The sequence below is a fragment of the Sphingomonas endophytica genome, from assembly GCF_014199415.1.
GTDB classification, from domain to species: Bacteria; Pseudomonadota; Alphaproteobacteria; order Sphingomonadales; family Sphingomonadaceae; genus Sphingomonas; species Sphingomonas endophytica.
Genome location: NZ_JACIJN010000004.1, coordinates 147,104 through 169,877 on the forward strand (window position 1 = coordinate 147,104; position 22,774 = coordinate 169,877).

General features: G+C 67.4%; 20 protein-coding genes. 12 read left to right on the forward strand and 8 right to left on the reverse strand.

Annotation, left to right across the window (positions count from 1 at the left end):
* Position 1: 1 nt before the first annotated feature.
* From FHS97_RS07705 to FHS97_RS17445, 3 genes are all read right to left on the reverse strand, one after another.
* A complete protein-coding gene (locus FHS97_RS07705) occupies positions 2-712 on the reverse strand; it encodes a C39 family peptidase (RefSeq protein ID WP_184035392.1) in 711 nt (236 codons plus the stop codon).
* Between the two features lie 2 nt (positions 713-714).
* Complete coding sequence (locus tag FHS97_RS07710) at positions 715-1,074, reverse strand: hypothetical protein (RefSeq protein ID WP_184035395.1); 360 nt, start codon at positions 1,072-1,074, stop codon at positions 715-717.
* 70 nt (positions 1,075-1,144) lie between these two features.
* Positions 1,145-2,734, reverse strand: coding sequence for a beta strand repeat-containing protein (locus FHS97_RS17445; protein WP_246346529.1), 1,590 nt, complete (start codon positions 2,732-2,734; stop codon positions 1,145-1,147).
* 382 nt (positions 2,735-3,116) lie between these two features.
* On the opposite strand from FHS97_RS17445, the gene FHS97_RS07720 reads away from it, so the two are divergent.
* Both FHS97_RS07720 and FHS97_RS07725 read left to right on the forward strand, forming a co-directional pair.
* A complete protein-coding gene (locus FHS97_RS07720) occupies positions 3,117-4,226 on the forward strand; it encodes a helix-turn-helix transcriptional regulator (protein ID WP_184035398.1) in 1,110 nt (369 codons plus the stop codon).
* Between the two features lie 74 nt (positions 4,227-4,300).
* On the forward strand, positions 4,301-5,089 hold the full coding sequence (locus FHS97_RS07725; protein WP_184035402.1) for a helix-turn-helix domain-containing protein: 789 nt from the start codon (positions 4,301-4,303) through the stop codon (positions 5,087-5,089).
* 33 nt (positions 5,090-5,122) lie between these two features.
* Here FHS97_RS07725 and FHS97_RS07730 read toward each other — a convergent pair whose 3' ends face one another.
* Both FHS97_RS07730 and FHS97_RS07735 read right to left on the reverse strand, forming a co-directional pair.
* The gene (locus FHS97_RS07730) at positions 5,123-5,530 is read right to left on the reverse strand and encodes a flagellar biosynthesis protein FlgB (RefSeq protein WP_184035405.1); all 408 of its coding nucleotides are present in this window, start codon (positions 5,528-5,530) and stop codon (positions 5,123-5,125) included.
* 29 nt (positions 5,531-5,559) lie between these two features.
* The gene (locus FHS97_RS07735) at positions 5,560-8,268 is read right to left on the reverse strand and encodes a hypothetical protein (RefSeq protein WP_184035408.1); all 2,709 of its coding nucleotides are present in this window, start codon (positions 8,266-8,268) and stop codon (positions 5,560-5,562) included.
* Positions 8,269-8,368: 100 nt separating this feature from the next.
* Here FHS97_RS07735 and FHS97_RS07740 point away from each other — a divergent pair, with 100 nt between their 5' ends.
* The 8 genes from FHS97_RS07740 (at position 8,369) to FHS97_RS07775 (ending at position 16,824) form a co-directional block, all read left to right on the forward strand.
* The gene (locus tag FHS97_RS07740; protein WP_184035411.1) at positions 8,369-9,397 is read left to right on the forward strand and encodes a flagellar motor switch protein FliG; all 1,029 of its coding nucleotides are present in this window, start codon (positions 8,369-8,371) and stop codon (positions 9,395-9,397) included.
* A gap of 46 nt (positions 9,398-9,443) precedes the next feature.
* Positions 9,444-10,112: a FliH/SctL family protein gene (locus tag FHS97_RS07745; RefSeq protein ID WP_184035414.1), complete on the forward strand. Its 669-nt coding sequence runs from the start codon at positions 9,444-9,446 to the stop codon at positions 10,110-10,112.
* 159 nt (positions 10,113-10,271) lie between these two features.
* Entirely contained in the window at positions 10,272-11,798 is a 1,527-nt protein-coding gene (gene fliF, locus FHS97_RS07750) for a flagellar basal-body MS-ring/collar protein FliF (RefSeq protein ID WP_221233204.1), read from the forward strand.
* Positions 11,795-12,151, forward strand: a complete 357-nt coding sequence (gene fliN, locus FHS97_RS07755; RefSeq protein WP_184035420.1) for a flagellar motor switch protein FliN — start codon at positions 11,795-11,797, stop codon at positions 12,149-12,151. The genes fliF and fliN overlap by 4 nt, the downstream gene beginning before the upstream one ends.
* Before the next feature lies 1 nt (position 12,152).
* Positions 12,153-12,593, forward strand: a complete 441-nt coding sequence (locus FHS97_RS07760) for a hypothetical protein (protein WP_184035423.1) — start codon at positions 12,153-12,155, stop codon at positions 12,591-12,593.
* 27 nt (positions 12,594-12,620) lie between these two features.
* A complete protein-coding gene (flhA, locus tag FHS97_RS07765; protein ID WP_184035426.1) occupies positions 12,621-14,699 on the forward strand; it encodes a flagellar biosynthesis protein FlhA in 2,079 nt (692 codons plus the stop codon).
* 72 nt (positions 14,700-14,771) lie between these two features.
* Complete coding sequence (locus FHS97_RS07770) at positions 14,772-16,169, forward strand: flagellar hook-length control protein FliK (protein WP_184035429.1); 1,398 nt, start codon at positions 14,772-14,774, stop codon at positions 16,167-16,169.
* A gap of 10 nt (positions 16,170-16,179) precedes the next feature.
* Entirely contained in the window at positions 16,180-16,824 is a 645-nt protein-coding gene (locus FHS97_RS07775) for a flagellar hook assembly protein FlgD (RefSeq protein ID WP_184035432.1), read from the forward strand.
* On the opposite strand, the gene FHS97_RS07780 is transcribed toward FHS97_RS07775, so the two are convergent.
* Positions 16,817-17,047: a hypothetical protein gene (locus FHS97_RS07780; protein ID WP_184035435.1), complete on the reverse strand. Its 231-nt coding sequence runs from the start codon at positions 17,045-17,047 to the stop codon at positions 16,817-16,819. The genes FHS97_RS07775 and FHS97_RS07780 overlap by 8 nt on opposite strands.
* A gap of 482 nt (positions 17,048-17,529) precedes the next feature.
* On the opposite strand from FHS97_RS07780, the gene FHS97_RS07785 reads away from it, so the two are divergent.
* Entirely contained in the window at positions 17,530-19,914 is a 2,385-nt protein-coding gene (locus FHS97_RS07785) for an HAD family hydrolase (RefSeq protein WP_184035438.1), read from the forward strand.
* Between the two features lies 1 nt (position 19,915).
* On the forward strand, positions 19,916-20,743 hold the full coding sequence (locus FHS97_RS07790) for a class I SAM-dependent methyltransferase (RefSeq protein ID WP_184035441.1): 828 nt from the start codon (positions 19,916-19,918) through the stop codon (positions 20,741-20,743).
* Positions 20,744-20,913: 170 nt separating this feature from the next.
* Here the strand turns inward: FHS97_RS07790 and FHS97_RS07795 are convergent, their stop codons facing one another.
* A complete protein-coding gene (locus FHS97_RS07795; protein ID WP_184035444.1) occupies positions 20,914-21,789 on the reverse strand; it encodes a flagellin in 876 nt (291 codons plus the stop codon).
* A 240-nt stretch (positions 21,790-22,029) separates the two neighbouring features.
* Positions 22,030-22,767 (reverse strand): flagellar basal body L-ring protein FlgH, encoded by a 738-nt coding sequence (gene flgH / locus FHS97_RS07800; RefSeq protein ID WP_246346530.1) that lies wholly within the window; start codon positions 22,765-22,767, stop codon positions 22,030-22,032.
* Between the last annotated feature and the right edge of the window lie 7 nt (positions 22,768-22,774).

Below are 22,774 nucleotides of genomic sequence, written 5' to 3' on the forward strand. Positions count from 1 at the left end.
GTCAGAACTCTCCCAGACGCGGGCGGGTGAGCGCGAGCTGCGCGCTTTCCAGCGGATCGGCGGGCAGGAACGGACGACCATGCGGCGCGCGCGCAAGGTCGACGGGCATGTTGAAATGCGACTGCCCGACCGCGTCGCGCCCGCTGATGATGAAGAACACGCCGTTCCATTGCTTGGCGAAGCGCCCGATCGTCTCGCGCCGCAGCCCCAGCGACGGGTCGCCGAGCAGCAAGGTCTGATCGTCGATCCCCTTGACGACGACGAAGTGGCGGTAACCGTCGAAGTCGATCAGCGCGATGCCGGGCACGCGCGCCCGCGCGATCTGCGCGGCGCTGACCTTGAAGCCATCGGCGGCGATGCCGCGCGCCGCGAGATAACGCTTCATGTCGAGCAGCGAGAAGCCGAGCCGGCGGATCTGCGCCTGATCGCCGTCGCGGAACATGCCGAGGAACACGCTCTGCTCGTTCTGCGGATCGTCGTAATGGAAACGCAGCAGCGTCGCGAGCGCCGCCGATCCGCAGCTGAAATCATATTGCTGCCGCACCACCGTCTCGAACCGCCGCCCGATCAGGCTGGTGACGGGAACGGTGAAATTGAGCGTCGGCGAGAAGTTGGTGACGTTCCCGCCCTCGGGCAGCGGCATCGCGGTACAGCCGGCGGTCGCCAGCAGCGCCGCCGGCAGCCACCGGGCGAGGCGGAGCGGCGCGCGCATCGTTACTGGTTGATCGCGACGTTCACGTTCAGCGACGAATTGATGGAAACATTGTTTCCGGTGTTCGCGCTGAGCAACGACAGGCCGTTGAGATTCTGGAAGGAATTGGGGTCGAAGCTGATCGTCCCGGTTTCCGAATGGCCGTTGACGCTGTTGCCGCTGACCGTGCTGGTGTTCTGCGCGCGGATCACCTGCGACAGATCCGACTGGCCGGTGACCGCGCCGAGCTGTGCATTGTCGACCGGTGCGGCGGCACCGAACGGACTGGCCTGAAGCGGCGCCGCGGCCGGCGCGGTCTGCGCAACGGCCGAAACCGGCACGGCGGCGGCGAGCAGCGCCGGACCGATGAAGAGCATACGCATGTCCCGATCTCCCGATCGATCAGAGAAAAGGAGGAGGGGCGGCACCGCCACCCCTCCCCGCCCCCTTGCCTTATTGACCGCCGCCGAGGTTGATCGTGCCGGCCGCGACGCTGACGTTCACCGCCGAATTCTGCGATGCGCCGGCGCCGGTGTTCATGTTGAGCGACTGCAGCCCGGCGAGGTTCTGGAACGCGCCGTCGCCGGTGGTCAGGCTGTTGTTGACCGAGTTGGTCGCGCCGCCCGGGGTCTGGCTGTAATCGACCCGCACGCCGGTGACGTAGCTGGCGAGCGTCGCCGAGGAGACCACCGCGCTGGCCCCGAAGACGTTCGAGGTCGATGCCGCCCCGGTTCCCGCCGACGCCATGCCGGTGCTGCGCATCGAGCTGTCGGCGTAGCTGGCGTCGCCATTGGTCGCGACCGAGCCGCGGCCCGAATTGCTGGCGGTGTTGCGACGGTCCGAATTGTCGTTGGTCGACTGATTGCGGCTGTCGGTGGCGTCGCCGTTGTTCGCCGCGACCTGCGCGCCGCTGGCCGAGCTGGTCATCGAGCGGTTCGAATTGTCCGAATTGTCGGTCGTGGACTGGTTGCGGCTGTCGGTCGCGGAACCGCTGCCGTTGTTCGCGACCTGCGCGCCGCTTGCCGAGCTGGTCCGCGAGCGATTAGAATTGTCCGAATTGTCGGTCGTGGACTGGTTGCGGCTGTCGGTGGCCGAGCCGCTGCCGTTCGAGGCGACCTGGGCGCCCGACGCCGAGGTGGTCGTCGTGTTGGTGGTGGTCGACTGGTTGCGACTGTCGCTGGCGTTGCCGCCGCCGCTGGCCGCGACCTGCGCGCCGCTCGCCGAATTGTCGGTATTCGTGGTCGTCATCCGCGAATTGTTCGACTGGTCGCGGCTGTCGGTCGCCGAGCCGCTGCCGTTGTTCGCGACCTGCGCGCCCGACGCCGAGGTGGTGGTCGAGGTGTTGGTGGTGGAGCGGTTGGAAGCGTCGTTGTTCACCGTCGAGCGATCGGCATTGTCGTTATAGGTGTACGACCGGTCGGCATTGTCGGTGTTGGTGGTCGACTGGTTGCGGTTGTCGGTGGCGGTGCTGCCGTTGTTGGCCGCGACCTGCGCGCCACTCGCCGACGAGTTGGTCGTGTTGGTGGTGGTCGCCGTCGACCGGTTCGAATTGTCGGTGGTCGAGCGGTTCGAATTGTCGGTCATCGACCGGTCGGCATTGTCGGTGCTGGTGTTGGTGGTCGACTGGTTGCGGCTGTCGGTGGCGTTGCTGCCGTTGTTGGCCGCGACCTGCGCGCCCGACGCGCCGCTGCTGTCGGTGTTGGTGGTGGTGTTCGTGCGGGCGTTGTTGGAATTGTCGGTGGTCGAATTGTTCGCCTGATCGGTCCACGTCGAGGTGGTGGTGGCGGTGTTGTTGCTGTCGTTCGTGGAATTGTTGGTCCGCGAATTATTCGAATTGTCCATCGACGAGCGGTTGGAATTGTCGGTCCACGAACGGTCCGACGAATCGGTCTGGGTGTTCGTCGCGGTGTTGTTGCTGTCGTTGGTCGAACTGTCGGTGTTGGTGGTGGTATAGGTGCTGCCGGGCTCGGTGGTTTGCGCGGACACGGGCACGGTCCACGCCAGAACCGGGATCGATGCGGCGATCAGAAGACGCGATTTCATGGTGAGGCATCCCTTGTTGGCCGGTTAGCCCGGCGGTGTTTTCCAGCCCGGCAATCCTGCGGACCGAGCCGAATCGGAAATACCGTTAATCTTTCGTTCACCATTCCCCCTCTTCGCGGGCGACCGTTCCTCCCGTTCCGTGATGCTCGCCACCCCCAAATGAGGGGGTAAAAATTGCTGCTATTTGCCTTGTTTCAAAATGGGATAGACGGGATCGAATGACTTGGCGGCCAGTTGGCGTACAACAGAAAAAACCCCGACTCAGGGAATCGGGGAATGACGGTGGAGAGGTAGTGCATTGCTGGCAGAGAAGGATCTGCCCATGCTCTTTCGCGGAGCCATCGCGCGCGCCGATATATTGGCGGAGCGCGATGGAGGGAGCTTGCGGCATTCGACACAGGGGCGGCCGACGGAGCGTATCGCGCGGATCGCTTTTCATGACATTCACGACGACGGACTGGCGATATCCGACGATGTCGCGCTGGTCACCGGCCACTTCGCCCGCACCCTGGGCGCCGACGCCTGGGCGCTGACCAGCACGCACGAACAGGGGGCGTCGCGCTGCCTCGCCGCCGACGGCCTCGACGACGACAGCTGCGCGGCGCTGGTCCGGATCGCCGACCGGATCGACACCGGCTTCAAACATCACGCGCCCGCGCCGCTGTGGTGCGACCGGCTGTCGACCGCGCACCCCGCCTCGGCGCTGGTGATCCCGGTGCCGCGAACGCCGGGCCAACCGGGCGCGTTCGTCAACCTTGTCTTCCGCTCGCCCGACGATGACGCGCGCGGCGAGATCGAGACGCGGTGCCGAAGCGAATGGCCGAGCGTCTCGGCCTATTTCCGGCTGTGGGAGGCGGCGCGGCTGGCGCAGCGGCGTACGATCGGCGTCGAAACCGGGCTGAACCTGGTCGCGATCGGGATCGTGCTGCTGTCGGGCGACGGGCATATCGTGTTCGCCAACGACGCGGCGCGACAGTTGATGGACCGGCAGGACGGCATCCGCGAGCATCGCGGCCAGGTGCAGGCGACCGACCGCGCCGATGCCGCGGCGCTGTCGACCGCGATCGGCTATGTGCTGGCGCAAAGCGGGGCGGACGGCGGCGCCGACCGGCTGCCGCTGTTGATGCTGCACCGGGAGAGCGGGCCGCCGTTGGTCACGTCCTTCGCCGCGTTGCCGCATTCCGACCGGTCCGACGACGATGGCGCCTTGCTGTTCTTCGTCGATCCGGGGCTCGACATCCACCAGCTTGCCGAGCCGGTCTGCAAGCTGTTCCGGCTGTCGCGGGTCGAGACCGAGCTGACCTGCCTGCTGGCATCGGGGCAGACGCTGGCCGCCGCCGCGCAGGCGCTGCACGTCAAGCTGGGCACCGCGCGCGGCTATCTGAAGCAGGTGTTCGTCAAGACCGGCAGCAATCGGCAGGTCGATCTCGTCCGGTTGATCTTCAGCAACCTGATCCGCGCCTCGACGCACGATCATCTCCACCGCCGCTGACGCCGCAAGCGCGCGCGGCGCATCCGCCGGCCGGTCGGCACCGTATCTTCGCGGACATCACCGCGGAGCCGCACTTGGACAGACCATCGCCAGCGCCGGGGCGGCGCGCGCCCCCGCTATCGCCGGACGGGCTCGTCGCGGGCTATGTCGCGCGGATGCCGGCGGCGGGCGTACGCGAGACGATTGTCCTGCCGGGTGGGCCACGGCTGTACATGCTGCTGGGCGGCGCAGGCGACGCGCGGCTGACGCGCCGCGGTCGACGCAGCGATCTGCTGCCGCGGGTCGGGTTCATCGGACCGACGACCACGATCGCGCAACTGGATCACGGCGACGCGCTCCTTTTCGGGCTGCGGCTGCGCGCGACCGCCTGGGCGACCTTGTTCGATCGCGACCTGTCGCGCTTCACCGACCGGATCGTGCCGCTGGCGACGATCGACCCGGTCGCGCGGCCGGTCGTCTGCGATCCCGGCGCGGGCGCGGCGGCGGCCTTCGCGCCGTGGCTCGCCGCGCGCTGCGCCAGCGGCCATGCGCGCGACGCCGTGGCGCAGCGGATCGTCGCGCGGATCGACGCCAGCCCGCGCACCAGCGTCGCGGAGATCGGCGCGGCGCTCGGCCTCACGCCGCAGCAAGTGTCGGCCGCCTGCCTGCACGCGTTCGGTCTGCCGCCCAAGCGGCTGCTGATGCTGCGCCGCTTCGTGCGCGTGCTTCGGCGGCTGCTCCCCGATCCGACCGCGACCGGGCGGGTGCTGTGGGAAGCCGGCTATGTCGACCATTCGCACTTCGCCAAGGACTGCCGCCGCTTCCTCGACACGAGCCTGCACGGCATCCGCCAGCGCCTCGGCGACGGCGGCGATCCGCTGTGATGGACACGCGGCGCGGCGCCCGCGCCGCGTGGATCAGCGGCCGATCGCGGTTTGCAGGAGCGCCATCTGCTTGTGATAAAGATCGGTCATCGTCTGGAAGCGGCTCTGGATGTCGCCCATCTTGAGCAACTGATCCTCGAGCGTCACCGTATTGCCGTCCGGCTTGGTCTCGCTGACCTGCGTATCGTTGAAGATATGCCCGTCCACCGCGGGCGAAGCGCCGAGCGCGATCATCCCGCTGGTCACCCGCACGCGCGGCGCGGCGACATGCGGCTTGCCCTTGTCGACGAGCAACGCCGAAAAGTCCGGCGCCTCCACCTCCTGCGCCCGGAAGGCGGGAGTTTCGCTGTTGGCGATGTTCTGCGCCACGACGCGCTGCCGCTCGGCGAGATGCTTCATCGCGCCGGTCAGGCCTTCGATCAACGAGACGGGGTTCGACATGACAGGACCTCGGAAAAAGGAAGAAGGGGTCAGGCGCCGCCGCCGAGACGGCTGAGCGCCAGCTTGTAGGACGCGAGCTGCGCCTGCTGGCGGGCGGTCCCGCCGCCGTCCACGATGCCGCTGGCCTGGGTCGCCTTGGTCTTGTCCCAATAGAGCGAGCGATAGGCGGTTTGCGTCATCGAGATCGCCGCCTCGATCGTCTTGCCGACGCCCTTGGCCGCGTCGACCGTGGCGATGTTCAACGTGTCGGATAGCGACAGGCCGAAGCTGCCGCCGGGCAGGACCTTGGGGTCGCTCTTCTTGCGCACCGCGTCCGAATGGACCCGCGTCGGCGCGATGCCGAGCTTGGCCAGCGCGTCGCGCCCCTTCGGCCCGCCGGTCAGGCTGAGCGTATGCCCCTGCCGGACCGAAATGCTGAGCTGGACATGATTGTCGGCGTCGCGCGTCGTCGTGACCATCACCGCATCGCTGCCCAGTTGCTGCTGGATCTTCAGCCGCAGGCTGGTCATCGTCTCGCCGGCCTTGATCGTGATACTTTGCGCAACGCCGTTATCGAGCTGCACCTTGAAACTGTCGTTGTCGGCCAGTCCGAACTGCGTCGACAACGAGGTCGCGATCTCGCCGTTCAACGCGCCGCGATGCAGCCCCAGCGCGCCGAGCACGGTGTTGCCGCCCTTCGCCGCGGCAACGATCACCGGATCGGCGACCCCGCCGCCGCTGCCGAATTGCGACAGCGCGCCGATCGCGCCGCTCGCCGCATCGATCCGTGCGACGAAGCCGTCGAGCTTGCCTTCACGCGTACCGCCAAGGTTGCCGGTGGTGCGACCGCCGACGTAGAGCGCGGCGCCGACGAAGGTGACGCTGTCGGCCTGATCCTCGCCTTCGCCGCCCAGATAGGTGGTGCTGGCGCCGGTCAGGTCGCTCTTCAGACGGGTCACGAAACCGTCGCTGCCATGGTCCGTGCCAAAGGCGGCATTGTCGGGCAGTGCCTGCGAGGTGGCGCCGACCACCGCGATCCGGCCGTCCGCCGCGACCGCCAGCGCGCGCGCATCCGCCGCGCCGAGATCCGCACTGCCCAGCTCGTTGGTCAGCGCGGTGGCGTCGAGCCGCCGCAGCGTGGCCTCGCCCTGCTTCCGGGTCAGCGCCAGCAGGTTCCCGGACGTGTCGATCGCGAGGGCGTTGACCCGGTCGGCCTCGGTGCCGAGGCTGCGCTGTTCGACGAACTTGCCGTTGGCGTCCAGATGCGCGACATACCCCGCCCGACCGCCATCCTCGACCGCGGTGCGCCCGCCCACATAGATGCTGCCATCCGCGGCGGCGACCACCGCCGTCGCCTCGTCGTGCCCGCTGCTCGGCAATTCGGTCGCGAAGAGCTTCTCGCCGGTCGTGTCGTAGCGCGCCACCAGCATCGCGCTGCGCTCGTCGCCGCTGTCGCCGGACGTGCCGGTCACGGTTCCCGCCACGATGATGTCGCCATGCGCGCCGAGGCTGATCGCCGCGCCCTGTGCGGTGCCGGTCGCGCCCAGCGCGTGCTGCCATACGATCGTGCCCTCGCTGTCGACCTTGGAGAGGAACAGATCGTCGCTGCCGTCAGAGCGGTTGGTGCCCAGATCACCCCTGGTGGTGCCGACCACATAGGTGAAGCCATCGGATGCGGTTACCGACGCCTGCGCCGTCAGACCGGCGGTGACGGTCGGCAGCGGCGTGGCCGGATCGGTGGCGCGCGCCTTGCGGTCACCGGCGGTCGCCGCGTCGCGCGCCTTGACCTTCTCCTGCGCCGCGCCGGTCGCGAGCCGGTCGATGGCGACGATCTCGCCGAGCTTCTGCCGGTCCAGTGCGGTCGCGGGGTCGGCGATCCGGTAGATCTGCGCGCCCTCCGCCGCATCGTAGCGCGTCCGGCTGCTCACCACCGTCAGCGCGTCCCCCGCGCCGGCCTGATCAATCGACACGCGGGTCGAACCGGACGACATGGTCAGGCCGTAATGTTTGTCGTCGACCTTCGCGACGCTGAACTTGACCCTATAGTCGAAGCCGCTCGCCGGCGCGGCGACCGCGTCGTTGATCGCCTTGGCCACCTGCTGGAGCGTCGGCGGCTGCTGGTCGAGCGTCGAGAGATCGACGGTGACGGTGTCGTGCTGGTCGTGCCCGCTGGCGAGCGTGATCGACAGCACTTCCTTGCCGGTCAGCCCGGGGATGGCGGCGTCGAGATCGTCGACCACGCCCGTGCCGGTGAACTTGCCGATGTCCTGCGTCGCCTCGGCCGGCGCGCTCTTCACGGTGGACGACGGCGGTCCGAAGGCGAGGCTGAGCTTCTGGGCGGGGGCGTCGGCCAGGAAGCGCCGGAGATCGGTCAGGCCCTTGCTGAAGGCCTTTTGCAGGCCGCTGCGCTCGGCGTCGCTCAACCCGGCCTGCTGACCCGCCTTGGCGAGCGCGTTCAGCCGGTCGAGCGCGCGATAGGTGATGAAGCTGGTCTCGACATCGTCGGAGCCGGCCGCGTCCGACGGGCGGAACGCGTCGACGATCGAATGCATCATCCGCACCGTGCTCGCCTTGGCGAGGATCCCGTTCAGGCTGGTGTCGGCTTTCGTCTTGACCGTCCATGGCGCCTTTGTCGCGGGCGTGGTGAACAACTTGCGCGCGGCGCGCGCCGCCGGGGTTTCGGAGACGGTTGCCCCGCCCCCGACATAGCTGCCGGTCAAAAGACCGAGGCCGGTCAGGGCGCCACTATCGTTCACCATTTTCACCTCCACGCGGAGCGATCGTGCATTCCTCCTATAAGATAGACGAAAAGCGCGGCCGACGGTCGCGCCCGGACGACTTTCTGGGGATGGAAGCGCTATGTTGGCACCGGTCATCGAACCTGCCGATCTCAAGAAATATTCCGGGATGCAGCGTGCCGGTGCGCTGATGCTGGCGCTGGGCGAGAAGCATGGTGCGCCGATCTGGGCGCAACTGTCGATCGACGAGGTGACCGAATTGTCGTCGTGCATCGCCGAGCTGGGGCGCGTGCCGGCGGCGGTGGTCGAGCATCTGCTCGTGCAGTTTTCCAGCGAGGTCGCGGGGATGGCTACGCTGCACGGCTCCTACGATTCCACCGAGCGGCTGTTGCGCGCGGTGATGTCGGAGGAGAAGGTCCGCGAGATCATGGAGAATATCCGCGGCCCGTCCGGCCGGACGATGTGGGACAAATTGTCGAACGTCAGCGAGACGCTGCTCGCGACCTATCTGAAGAACGAATATCCGCAGACCGTGGCGGTGATCCTCGACAAGGTACGTCCCGACCACGCCGCGCGCGTGCTGGCCGAGCTGCCGCAGGAGCTGTCGGCGGACGTCATCATGCGGATGATCCGCATGGACCATGTGCAGAAGGAGGTCATCCTCGAGGTCGAGCAGACGTTGCGCAGCGAGTTCATGTCGAACCTCGCGCGCGCGCAGCGGCGCGACCCGCACGAGACGATCGCCGAGATCTTCAACGCGCTCGACCGCTCGTCGGAGGAGCGGATGATGGCCGCGCTGGACGAGCGCTCGCCCGAATCCGCCGAGCGCGTCCGCAGCCTGATGTTCACCTTCGAGGACCTCGGCAAGCTGCTGCCGGCGGCGGTGCAGACGCTGGTGCGCAACGCCAACAAGCGCGAGCTGGCGCTTGCGCTGAAGGGCGCCAACGAGGAGATCCGCCAGCTCTTCCTGTCGAGCATGACCGAGCGCGCCGCCAAGCTGATCCGCAGCGACATGAGCGCGATGGGGCCGGTGCGCGCGCGCGATTGCGAGGACGCGCAGGCCAATCTGGTCCGGCTGGCCAAATCGCTCGGCGATCGCGGCGAGATCATCCTCGTCGATCCCAAGAGCAACGATGCGATGATCTACTGACCATGGCGCGTCGGACGAAGGTCACGAACCGCACGGAGACATTGCGATGACGAGGCCCCAGCCCGGCAGGGTCGAGCCGTTCGGCTTCGACCGCGTCTTCCACCCCGGCAAGGCCGTCCCGGAGCCCGCCGACGCCGAGCGCTCGACGCAGGCGCGAGCGCTGGCCGAGCAGCTCGCCCAGGCCGAGGAGGCGCAGGCGTCGGCGCTGGCGGCGGCGCATGCCGAGGGCTTTCGCGCCGGCATGGACGAAGGACGCCGCGAAGGCGCCGCAGCGCTGTTGTCCGCCACCGACGCGATCCATGCCGCGCTGGACGATCTCGACGTGCGCTTCGTCGCGGTCGCGGCGCAGCAGACGCGCATGGCCGCGGAGGCCGCGCTCGCCGCGGCCGAGGTGCTGGCCGGCCATGCCGTCGCCGCCGCGCCGCTGCGCGCGATCGAGGAGGCGCTGACCCGCGCGCTGGCGCAGGTCTCGCGCGGCACGCACCTCGCGGTGTACGTCCATCCGGCGCTCTACCCGGAACTGGTCATCGCGCTGGAGGCGCGGCAGCAGCTCGACCGGCGGCAATTGCACGTGACGCCGCTGGCCGATCCGTCGGTCGCGGAGGGCGATGCGCGGATCGTCTGGGACGAGGGCGGCCTGATGGTCGACGCCGCCGCGCGCCGCGCGATCGTGATCGACGAACTGCGCCCGCTGTTGCCCGACCTGGCGCCTTGATCGCGGCGCAAGCGCAAGAAAACGGCGCGCGCCGGCCCCGTCGGCACGACCCCTCTATAATGACATCAGCGGGGGCGAACGCGCCCTTCACCATTATTCACGAGGCCGGCCTTGGAAGGATTGCGATCGTTGATCGCGCAGCTGGGAACCCGCCGCCTGATGATCATGGGGGGCGTCGCGCTCGCCGTGCTGATCGGCGTCGGCGCCCTCGCATTGCGCGGCGCCTCACCGGACATGGGCTATCTCTACACGGACCTCGATCCCTCCTCCGCCCAGTCGATCACCGAGAAGCTGAAGGCGCAGTCGGTGCCCTTCCAGATGTCGCCCGACGGCACCGCGGTGATGGCGCCGGTCGATCGGCTCGCGGAGCTGCGGATGCAGCTCGCCGGCGAGAAGCTGGGTGGCAAGATCGGCTATGAAATTCTCGACGCCGAACAGCCGTTCGGCGTGTCGTCGTCGCGCGAGAAGCTGAACGAGACGCGCGCGATCGAGGGAGAGCTCGCGCGCTCGGTGGAGAGCCTGCAGAATGTCGACAAGGCGCGCGTCCATATCGTGATGCCCGACCGCGACATGTTCTCGACGCAGGAGCGCAAGGCGACCGCCGCGGTGACGCTCAAGACGCGCGGGCGGCTGTCGAACGAATCGGTCCAGGCGATCCGGTACCTGGTCGCCTCCTCGGTGCCGGATCTGTCGCCCGACAGCATCTCGGTCGTCGACCAGCAGGGCGCGCTGCTCGCGCGGGCGGGCGATCCCGCCGCCGGCACCTCGTCGCAGATCGAGGAGCGGCAGGCGTCGCTGGAGGCGCATCTGCGCGAACAGGTCGAGCGGCTGCTCGAACCGGTGGTCGGCACCGGCAAGGTCCATGCACAGATCGCCGCGCGGCTCGACCGCGACGAAACGCGCGAGGAAGCCGACACCTACGATCCCGACCAGCAGGTGATCGCGCATCAGGTGACGGTCGAATCGAACGACCAGAACCAGCAGAACCAGGCCAGCGCGCCGGGCGCGTCGGTCAGCAGCCAATTGCCCGACAGTGCCGGTCCGATCAACGGCGGCGGGGGCGACAGCCAGCGGTCCACCAAGTCCGACACGTCGGAGGACACCAGCTACCAGAACAGCCGCAAACATTCGATCAGCGTCCGCACGCCGGGCAAGATCGACCGGCTGACGGTGGCCGTGATGATCGACACCGGCGGCAAGCCGCTGAGCGAACAACAGAACCAGCGGCTGACCCGGCTGGTGCAGAATGCGGTCGGCTTCGATAGCGAGCGCGGCGACAGCGTGATCGTGGAAGGCATGCCGTTCGTGGCGCCGGCCGATCTGGATGGCGCGAGCGGCAAGCTTCCCTTCGGGCTGACCCCCGCGACGCTGATCGGCTTTGCCAAGATCATCCTGATCGGCGGGCTGTTGCTGGTCGGGCTCCGCATGGCGCTGAACCGGCTCCGTCCGCTCGCCGCCGAGGCGGCCGCACCGATCGCGCTGACCGCGCAGCCGGTGGACGGCGCCGCCGCGCCCGAGCTGATCGAAAGCGGGGCCGATCCCGACGTGCCGATGCTCGACCAGGAGATCGATCTGGCGCAGGTCGACGGACGCGTCCGGCTCTCCGCGATCAAGAAGATCGGCGAGGTGATCGCCAAGAACCCCACCGAATCCACCTCGGTGATCCGTAACTGGATGAACGCATGACCGAAGAAAATCTGACGCAGGACAGCGCGCTACCCCTGCTCGCGCCCACCTCCTTCGACTCGGATGCCGATCCGGTCGACCCCGTCACCCGCGACGGCCCGCCCTCGCCCGCCGACCTGCAGGCGGTGTTCGACGTGCCGGTCCGCGTGCAGGCGGTGCTGGGCCGGTCGCGGATGACGATCTCCAACCTGCTGCGGCTCAAGACCGGCGACGTCATTGAACTCGACCGGCGGGTCGGCGAACCGGCCGATATCTTCGTCAACAACCGCCTGATCGCGCGCGGCGAGGTGGTGCTGATCGACGGGACGCTGGGGGTCACGCTGACCGAAATCGTCCATCAGGATCGCAGCTGAGATGCCAGGCGCCGCCGTGGGCCAGTGCACGCTGGTCGGAGAGCCGGGCGCGGTGCTCGCGCTCGCTTATGGTCTGGCGCGGTCGCCGCACGCGATGCTGAAGGTCGACGCCGCCGATGTCACCGCCCCGACACCGTCGACGCAAGCCGAAGCGACCCAATTGTCGGTGAAGGTGACGTTCGATCTCGGCTGGGCGACGGACCGGCTGCGCGCCGACACGAGCGGGACCAGCGCGCCCACGATCGATCCGATCGAGACGCTGATCGGCCGCACGCTGGCGGATATCGAATGCGACCTGACGTGGCGCACGCTGGCGCGCTGCCAGGGCGACCGCGAGCGCGCGGCGATGATCCTCGGCATCCCGGCGCGGCGGATCGGCGACACGTTGCGCGACATGCGGCCGGTGGGCTTTGCGCCGACCGTATGGCCGGCGCTGCGCTGATCCTGTGGTCTCGACGGGAGAGAGATGATGCCGCCGCAATGGGAGCGCATGCTGTCGCGCTTCGGCCCCAATCGCGACGTCGCGCTTGCGCTCGGCGTCGTGGCGATCATCGCGATGCTGATCCTGCCGATGCCGGGCTGGTTGCTCGACTTCGGGCTCGCGCTGTCGATCACCGCCTCCGTGCTGATCCTGATGACCGCGTTGTTCATCGAAAAGCCGCTGCAATTGTCGAGCTTCCCGACGATCCTGCTCATCACCACCATGTTGCGGCTCGGCCTGAACCTTTCCTCGACGCGGCTGATCCTCGGCAACGGGCACGAGGGGGTGAATGCCGCGGGCGGGGTGATCGGCGCGTTCGGCACCTTCCTGATGGGCGGCCAGACCGTCATCGGGCTGACCATCTTCATCATCCTGGTGGTCATCAACTTCGTCGTCATCACCAAGGGCGCGGGGCGCATCGCCGAGGTCGCGGCGCGCTTCAGCCTCGACGCGATGCCGGGCAAGCAGATGGCGATCGACGCCGATCTCAACGCCGGGCTGATCGACGAGAAGCAGGCGCGCGAACGCCGCAGCGAGCTGGAAGCGGAAAGCGGCTTCTTCGGCGCGATGGACGGTGCGTCAAAATTCGTGAAGGGCGACGCGATCGCCGCGCTGGTCATCACCGCGATCAACATCATCGTCGGGCTGATCGTCGGGGTCGTCTTCCACGACCTGCCGGTGGCGGAGGCGTTCAAGACCTATACGGTGCTGACCGCCGGCGACGGGCTGGTCAGCCAGATCCCGGCGCTGATCGTCTCGACCGCCGCCGGCCTGCTGGTCTCGAAGGGCGGGATCGACGGGCGCACCGGCACCACGCTGACCCAGCAGCTCGGCAACGATCCCAAGGCGTTCGGCGTTGTCGCGGCGCTGCTCGGCGGGCTGGCGGTGATGCCGGGGCTGCCGTTCCTGCCATTCGCGGCGATGGCGGGGCTGAGCGGCTGGCTCGCCTGGCTGCTGAAGCGCAACGCCCGCATCGCCGCGGCGCGATCGGCGCTGATCGAAAAGGAGGCCGCCGAGGGGCAGCGGAGCGAAGAGCCGATCCAGCAGACGCTGGCGATCGACGCGATGCGGATCGAACTCGGCTATGCGCTGCTGCCGATCATCAACCAGTCGGTCAGCGAGCCGCGGCTCGACGATCAGGTCCGCGCGCTGCGCCGCCAGATGGCGATCGATTACGGCTTCATCCTGCCGGCGGTGCGGATCACCGACAATGTCGCGCTCAAGCCCAACGAATATGTCGTCTACATCAAGGAGACCGAGACCGCGCGCGGCGAGCTGCGGATCGACAAGCTGCTGGCGATCAATCCCAACGGCGCCCCCCCGGGGCTTGCCGGCGAACCGACGCAGGAGCCGGTCTTCAAGCTGCCGGCGCTGTGGATCGACCGTTCGCTGCGCGACGAGGCGGGCCTGCGCGGGCTGACCGTGGTCGAGAGCGGCACGATCATCACCACCCATCTCACCGAGATCGTCAAGGATTCGATCGCCGACCTGCTGTCGTACACCGAGACGCAGAAGCTGCTGACCGACATCCACAAGGATTGCGAGAAGCTCTACAACGAGCTGGTCCCGGCGCGGATCAGCATCTCGGGCATCCAGCGCATCTTCCAGCTGCTGCTGGCCGAAGGCGTGTCGATCCGTGACGTGCCGTCGATCCTCGAAGGCATCGCCGAAGGAGTCGGGCTGACCCAGAACATCACCCAGATCGCCGAACATGTCCGCGCGCGGCTGGCGCGGCAGATCTCCTCGCAGCAGACCCGCGACGGCGCGATCCCGGTGGTGACGCTCGCCCCGCACTGGGACGAAGCGTTCAGCGAAAGCCTGATCGGCCAGGGTGACGACCGCCATCTGGCGATGGCACCCTCGCGGCTGCAGGAGTTCATCGCCGCGGTACGCGACGCGTTCGATCGGCTGGCAGCCGACGGGGAAATTCCGTGCCTGCTGACCAATGCGACGCTGCGCCCCTATGTCCGCGCGATCATCGAGCGGGTGCGCCCGGCGACGGTGGTGCTGTCGCAGGACGAAATCCATACGCGGGCACGGATCCGCAATCTCGGCATGGTCAATTGACCGCCTGATCCGGTGCCGGCGTCGCGCGCGCTATAATGAGGTTCAAGCTCTTTCGCGATCGAGACGCTGCTCATGGAAATTGTCGCCGCCCCCGCCCCTACGCCAGAGCGCACGTCGGCCGCGCCGCGCCCGGGCGCCGGCACCGCGAGCGTCGACTTCGGCGGCATGGTCGACGACCAGACGGCCGCGGCACCGGGGGCCGCGCTGGTCGTGCCAGCAGCGGGGGCGATCGTATCCCGTGGCTCGGCGGCGGGTCTGGCGGGCATCGTTCCGCCGCTGCCGGTCGGCGCGACGCCGGTTCGGGTGAGTCCGCCAGCCGCGGCATCGTCGCCGGGCGCGGCGCTGACCGCCGCGACGCCCGACGCACCGGCAGCGCTGCCGGAGGCGCTGCCGCCGCTCGCCCCGTCCGCCGAAGATGCCACGCCCGCGGCCGAACCCGCCACGCCGCCCGCCCCGGCGACATCCGGCGACGATGCGCCGGGCGTCGCCAAACCCGCGGTGCCGCGCGCCGACACGGCGAAGACGGCAGCCCTGCGCCGGGCGCTGCCTCCCGGCATACGGATCCCGGCGCCGCTCACCGCGAGCGTCGAGGCGCCGGCCGACGCGCCGACGGGTGACGACGGCGTGCCTGCCGGCAAGGCATCGGCGAACGAGCGCGAGCGGCACGCCGCTGCCGACGACGCCCCGGCGACGCCCACGCCGCTTTCTGCCGATCAGGTGCCGACCGCCGTTGCGTCGCTGGCGGTGACCGTGCCGCCCCCCGCCGCGCCGCGCAACGATCGGATCGCCGACGCGGCGCCACGAACCGCGACGGCAAGCGCCGACGCGCTGCCGGGCGGCGCGGCACCGCCCGCGCCGTCGCGCCCGGGCGAGAAGGACGTGAGCACGGCGCGAGCGACTGCGGAGAACGGCCCGGCGGCCGCGACGGATTTCGGCGCGCGCGTCGATGTCGCGCAGGCTTCACCGGCGGCACCGGCGGCGCCCGTGCCACCCACGCCGTCCGCCGCGCCTGCGGCCGAGCCAACCGCAAGCGCCGCGCCGGGGCGGCTCGGCCATGACATCGGCGTTCATATCGCCCGGCATGTCGCCGACGGCCGCGAACAATTGACCGTGCGCCTCAACCCCGCAAACATGGGGCGGGTCGACGTGCGCCTCTCCTTTACCGACGAGGGACACCTCCACGCCGCCGTCCGCGCCGACAATCCGGCCGCGCTCGACATGTTGCGGCGCGACGCGCCCGACCTGGGGCGCGCCTTGGCCGACGCCGGGATCAGCACCGATCTGTCGTCCTTCAGCTTCGACCGCAGCGACGGCCATGCAAGCGGCTTCGGCCAATCGCCGCATCCGCAGCAGGACCGGCGCGCCGTCGCCGCCGCGACGCCGGTCTTCGCACCGGCGGGTCCGGACGAGGCTGCCATCCCCGCCTATCGCCCGGGGCGCAGCGGCGCCCGCATCAACCTGATGGCCTAGGAGCCCTGTCATGACCAGCATCACCCCGACCGACACCGCCGCGGCCCGCACCGCCGCCACGCAGAAGTCGCTGACGCCCGATCTCAACATGTTCCTGAAGCTGCTGACCACCCAGCTCCAGCATCAAGACCCGCTCAGCCCGATGGACACCGCGCAATATACGCAGCAGCTCGTGCAATATTCGCAGGTCGAACAATCGCTGCAACAGACCTTGACCCTGAAGGAAATCCTGTCCGGCCTCACGACGCAGGGCATGGCGCAAGCCTCGGCGCTGGTCGGCCATCAGGTCGAGGTCGCGTCCGACATCGCGGGCCTGTCGAGCGACACGCCCGCCAATTGGTCGTTCGACATCGGTCAGCGCCCCGCCGCGCTGACCGGGACGATCCTCGACAGCCACGGCCGCACGGTCGACACCATCACCCTCAATCCCAGTGCGACCGGTACGATCCGCTGGGACGGGCGCACCGCCGCCGGGGTCGCCCCCGATGGTCTTTATACGCTGTCGCTCAAGGCCACGACCGTCAGCGGGGACGAGCTTCCCGTGACGGTGAAGACGGCCGGGATCATCAAGGATGTCGTCCAGAACGACGGCGCGGTGCTGGTCGGGATCAACGGCCTGCACGTGCCCGTGGCCAAGCTGACCACGATCAATTGACCGGCGCGATGCCGGGCCGTGCGGCGGAATTGACCTGGAACAGCTCCAGCGTGCAACCGTCGATCTGGCCCGGCATCAGCATGACCGCGACGCAATCCTCGAGCTGCGGGTCGAGGACCGAGCCGATGGTCTCGACGATCTCGTCATAGTGCAGGCCGCTTTGCCGGAGGCGCAGCGCCGCGCCTTCCCACAACCGCGATGGCGTGGTGACGGCAAGCTGCACCCTAACCTCCACGATCGTCATCTCCAGCCATTCACGGGTCCATCGCGGTGCCCGGCAAAGCCGGACGAGGCGCCGCGCAAGACATACCACTGCCCGGCGACGGCGCCCATTACCAATCTGGCAAGCAAATGAAAGCGGATCTTCACGGCACTTGCGCCATATCAGGATATCAGGCGCACCATCGCAACTACATCGCGGCCGCGATGGCGGCATCCGCAAGCAATCGGCAGCACTATCAGGCATTTGCCATTCGAGCTTGATTTTTCCCTCGTCCTTCCGGACCCCGTTTCGCGTGCCTTTCACGTCCATTTGATTGAGCGGCCACCGCGGCAATCCTGATGACCCAGATCGGTGATCCCGTCGAGTTCGAGCGGGCACCGCTTTCCCACTTGGGCGAGTCACGGCGTCGGATGGCGGCACATGTCTATAATGCGTGAAGGACCTGCTGACCCGAAAACAGCCGGGGTCCGTCGGAGAGCCACATGCTACATTCATCCGTCCGGCCGGCAGAGCTGCCCGGCCTTCTTGCCGACCTGCCACCCGAGGTGCGTTATCTGTCCCTCGACTGCTTCGATACGTTATTGTGGCGCAACGTACACAAACCAACCGACATCTTTGCCGAACTGCCGCTGCCGGGTGGTTCCGAACTGAGGCAGCGGGCGGAAGCTGCGGCGCGGGCGGACGTGTTCCAACTGCGCAGTCAACGCGACGTGTCGCTGGACGAAATTCATGAAAGGCTTCTGCCGGCCAGCCGGGCGGCCGAACGTCAGGTGCTGATCGAGGCTGAGTTAGAGGCGGAAGCGCGCCATTGCTATATATTCGCGCCGATCCTTGACCTGATCTCCGAAGCAAGGCGCCGCGGTCTGAGCGTCATCATCGTCTCCGACACCTATCTGAACGAAAAGCGGTTGCGCAAACTGATCGAGCGCGCGGGCGGCGGCGAGGCACTGTCGATGATCGATCGGATCTTCTGCTCGTGCGAATATGGCGTCGCCAAGCCCAGTGGTTTGTTCGAGGCCGTGCTGACGACGCTGCATGCCGCTCCGGAAGAAATCCTGCACCTCGGCGACAATCCGGTCAGTGACCAGCAGGCGCCGGCGCGGATCGGGATTCACACGGCTCATCTCGTCCAGTTCGACGACCGGGCGGAGCAGCGGTTGCGACACGAGGCCGCCGTCGCGGCGGTCATGGAGGCTGAGGCCAGCGTCTCGCCGATGCCGATCCAGGCCCATCGGCCGCAGATCGCCCGCCGCGCCAGCGACGACGCGCTGTTCGCACTGGGGCATGACGTATTGGGGCCGATCCTTCACGGCTTTGCCGTCTGGCTGCGCGCCGAAGCCGAGGCGCTGGAAAAGCAGACGGGCAAGCGGGCGAAGTTGCTGTTCCTGATGCGCGACGGCCATATGCCCGCCCGTGCTTTCGCCACGCTTTATCCCGAATGGCAGGATCGCGTCCTGACCGCCGAGATCAGCCGCTTCACCTCGAGAGCCGCCAGCTTCACCGATCCGCTCGTCATCCAGCGTTACCTGATGGACGTCGTCCCGACGCGGGCAACGCCCGCCTTCATCGCGCAGCAATTGCTGTTCGACAAAGAGGAGCAACATCGCTTCACCGCAACCCGCGGGCGCGGCGACCTCGTCAAGAAGCTGGTGCTGCCGTTCAACGTCGAGAAGATCACGACGCGGTCGAACAGAATGGCCGAACGGCTCTGCGCGCATCTCCGGGCAAATGGTGTCGAGGACGGCGACACGGTACTGATGGTCGACCTTGGCTATAACGGCACGGTCCAGAACGCCGCAGAGCCGATGCTTCGTCAGAAGATGCAGCTCGATATCCACGGGCGTTATCTGCTGTTGTGCGAGGATCATCTGTCCGGGCTGGACAAGAAGGGCCTGTTCGACCTGCGCCATTACAGCATGGAGGTGCTGCGGTCCCTGTTCCAGGACATCTCGATCCTGGAAATGATGTGCACCGTGGCGCAGGGATCCGTGCTGGATTACGATCGTGACGGTACGCCGATCCGCGGCGAGGCCGACTTACATGAGCAACAAGGCGAATATCGTGACGCCGCCCAGGCAGCGGCGCTGGCGTATCTCGCGCATGTCCGCGAGGCCGTGGTTGCGCCACCGGCGTCAGCGGATGTCGAAGGCTGGCGCCGCACAGCGCTGAGCGTTCTCGGGCGCCTGATCTTCCTGCCCAGCGCGGAAGAGACCGGCATCTTTTCCTGTTTCCAGCTCGACGTGAACATGGGCACGAAGATGAAGGTCGGCATGATCGACACCGCCGCGGCCGAAGACGGTATGCGCCGTCGTGGACTGACCTATGTCAAAAACGGTGAACGCATCTATCAGGCAGCCGAATTGCGTGGTCTCGGCTTGCCGCTCAACCTCTCGATGCTGACGATCTCGCGCTTTGCCCTTCAACTCCGCGCGGCCGATTTCGATGTCGGGGGACCACGCCTGCCGATCGTGTTGCTCGATGGCGGTGAACCGATCGTCACGACGGTGGACGCCCACCCCACCAGCGACGGATATTACCGCGCACTCGTTCCGATCGGCCGTCGACGCTATTCCGTCGGATTGCGACTGGCCAGCCTTGGCCACATCATTCAGATCGAGGAAGCGGCTTACTTGCCGGTTGGAGATCTGACCGGACGAGAACGGCTGATCCCTGCCCAGCCGATCCTCGACGGAATGGAGGAAATGGCCGCCGGGCTGTACCGTTGCGATGGCGCGCAAAGCTTCATGCTGCTTCCGCCGCCCGCTGCCGAAGATCTCGACGAGAGCCTGAGCTGGGTGCTGAGCCTGGTCCTTCGTCCCATCATAAAGGCCGGCGAAAGCCAGGCCGCGCAGAAGAAGGCTGCCTGACATGACCGATCTTTACCTGCACAGCATGGCCGAGTTCAGCGGTATCATCCTGCCGGCGCTCGAACTGGCCGAAGCTCGTACCATTTGTGAGATCGGAGCCGAATATGGCGGCATGTCAATGCAGCTGGCGGAATTTACCGAGAAGCACCATGGCCGGTTGATCAGCATCGATCCCGCTCCGAAAAAGATGTTCCTCGATTGGGTCAATTTAACGCCACATGTCGAGCACGTCGCGCATAACAGCCTTGAGGCGCTCGATCACGTGGCCACAGCTGATGCGTGGCTGATCGATGGCGATCACAATTGGCATACCGTTTATAACGAGCTGGAGAAAGTCGACGAGATCTGCTCAAGGGAGGGCAAACCTCTCCTGATCTTCATGCATGACGTGGGATGGCCATGCGCATTTCGCGACCTTTATTACGCGCCGGAGGACATTCCGGAGGAGTTTCGCCACCCGCACAGCTATGAAGGGGGAGCACTGCCCGGCCAAAGCAATCTCGCTTATGGTCGCGGCGTTACGGGTGCCAAGCACTTTGCCTGGGCCTTGCGGGAGGGCGGCCCGCGCAACGGCGTGAAGACCGCGCTCGTCGACTTCGTCGCCGAGCGTTCAACAGAGCGTGACGACCTGGCCTATGTCGAGATCCCGGCGGTCCTCGGCTTGGGCATCCTCTTCTCGACGACAGCGCCCTGGAGCGAGAAGCTGGCAGACTTTCTCATTCCCTACCACCAGAACGAACTTCTGGCGACGCTGGAGCGGAATCGCTTGGCCTCCTACCTGCGGGTGATCGATCTCCAAGTCGATCTGGCGAGGCGGCAGACCGCCTGATCCAACTCTCTTTCAAGAAGCAAACGGCGCGGCCCCGCTGGCCGCGCCGTTTTTCGTTCGCTGTAAATAGCGCACCACTAACCATGACCAAAAAAAGACCGGGATGGCGCTGACGCCATCCCGGTCCCTTTCGTTCCTTCCGGTGTTATGCCCGGAAAGACGGGTTCGCGTCAGCCGCGGAACAGCGACAGCAGCGTTTGCGGTGCCTGGTTGGCGATCGACAGCGCCTGGATACCCAGCTGCTGCTTGACCTGCAGCGCCTGGAGGTTGGCCGATTCCTTGGCGAGGTCGGCGTCGACCAGATTGCCGATGCCGCTGTTCAGCGTGTCGGTCAGCTTGCTGTTGAAGGTCAGCTGCGAGTCGATCGTACGCGCCGCCGAACCGAGCTTGCTGAGCGCGCTGCCAAGCGTGACAGTGTCGTCGGCAAGCTTGCCCAGCGCCGCCTTGGCGTTGTCGGCACTCGTCAGATCGACGCCGCTGCCGGTAGCGGTGAGGCCCGAGCCGCCGTCGACGCCGACGTTGTCGACTTCCAGCGTGTTCGGCGACCATGCAATCGCGCTGCCGGTGGTCGCACCGACGCTGCCGCCGCCATAGAGCGACTTCAGCGCCGACACCGAACCGCCGCCGTCCTTCAGCAGGTTGATGCCGTTGAAGTTCGACGACTTGACGATCGTGTCGATCTGCTTCTGGAGGTTCTTGAAGTCAGTGTCGTACTGGCCGCGCTGTGCGTCGGTCAGCGTGCCGTCATCGGCCTTGGTAGCGACCGACTTCATCTGGTTGAGAATGTCGTTGATCGACTCGGCGCCGTTCACGGCGACGTCGACGACGCTCTTGGCGGTGCTGAGCGACGAGCCGACCGCGGCGAGACCGCCGACGTCGCCACGCAGGCTCTGCGCCAGGTTGTAAACGGCCGAATCGTCCTTGGTCGACGACACCGACAGGCCCGAGTTGATGCGGGTCTGCAGCGTGCCCAGCGAGCGCTGCGAAGCGCTCAGGTTCTGCAGCGCGGCCCATGCACCGACGTTCGTGTTGACGATATTGCTCATGAGATTGTCCTTCTGGGATGTGCGGGTCGATTCTTCGTCCCAGCCCGGCGCACCGCCGGATGACTAAGTGGAAGAGCCGACTGCCCCCCACGGCTTCATGATAGGATGACGTATGCGGCGTCGGGCGCGCTGCACGAAAATTTTCCGCGGCGACGGCCAGCCGCGCGCCTGCAACGAAACGCCCGCCGCACTCCCATGCGGCGGGCGGTCGATCGGCGTCGAAGCGCGCGGTGGACGCACTCAGAACGGAAACAGCGCGTCGTAGATCTGCTGGCCCCAACGCTGCTGCTGCGCATCGGTAAGCTGGCCGCGGCCGCCGTAGCTGATCCGCGCCTCGGCGAGCTGGCTGTTGAGCACGCTGTTGTCGCGCGCGATATCCTGCGGCCGGACGATGCCGGAGACGAGCAGCTCGCGCAGCTCGAAATTGACGCGCACTTCCTGGCGCCCCTGCACCAGCAGATTGCCGTTGGGAAGGACATCGGTGACGATCGCGGCGATGACCGTGTCGATCTGTTCGCTGCGCGCGGTGTTGCCCGCGCCGCTCGATTTGGACGTGGACGATCCGTCGACCAAGGCGGATGCGCCCTTGCCGAGCAGACCGAGGAAGGTCGGCAGCCCGGCGCTTTCGCTGCCGCTGCGCGACCGCGACGTCTCGTTGTCGAGCACCGCCTTGTCCGCGATCCGGATGCGCACGGTGAGCACGTCGCCTTTGCGCGACGCGCGCTGGTCGTGAAAGAACGCGCCCGCGCCGGTGCGGAACAGCGACGCATTCGGCGCGGGCGGCGGCACACCATGCGTCGGATCGCCGGCGCCGCGATGCGCATAGGTCTGGTCGCCGAGCGACGGCTCGATCACCGGCGCTCCCGTCGCGTCCGAAGTCGACATCCGCGGCGGCTTGCCGATCTGGCGGAGGCGGCCGATCGAGCCGCAACCGCTCAGCAACGCCGCGAGCGTGACCAGGGTGATGGTGGATCGCAATGTCACT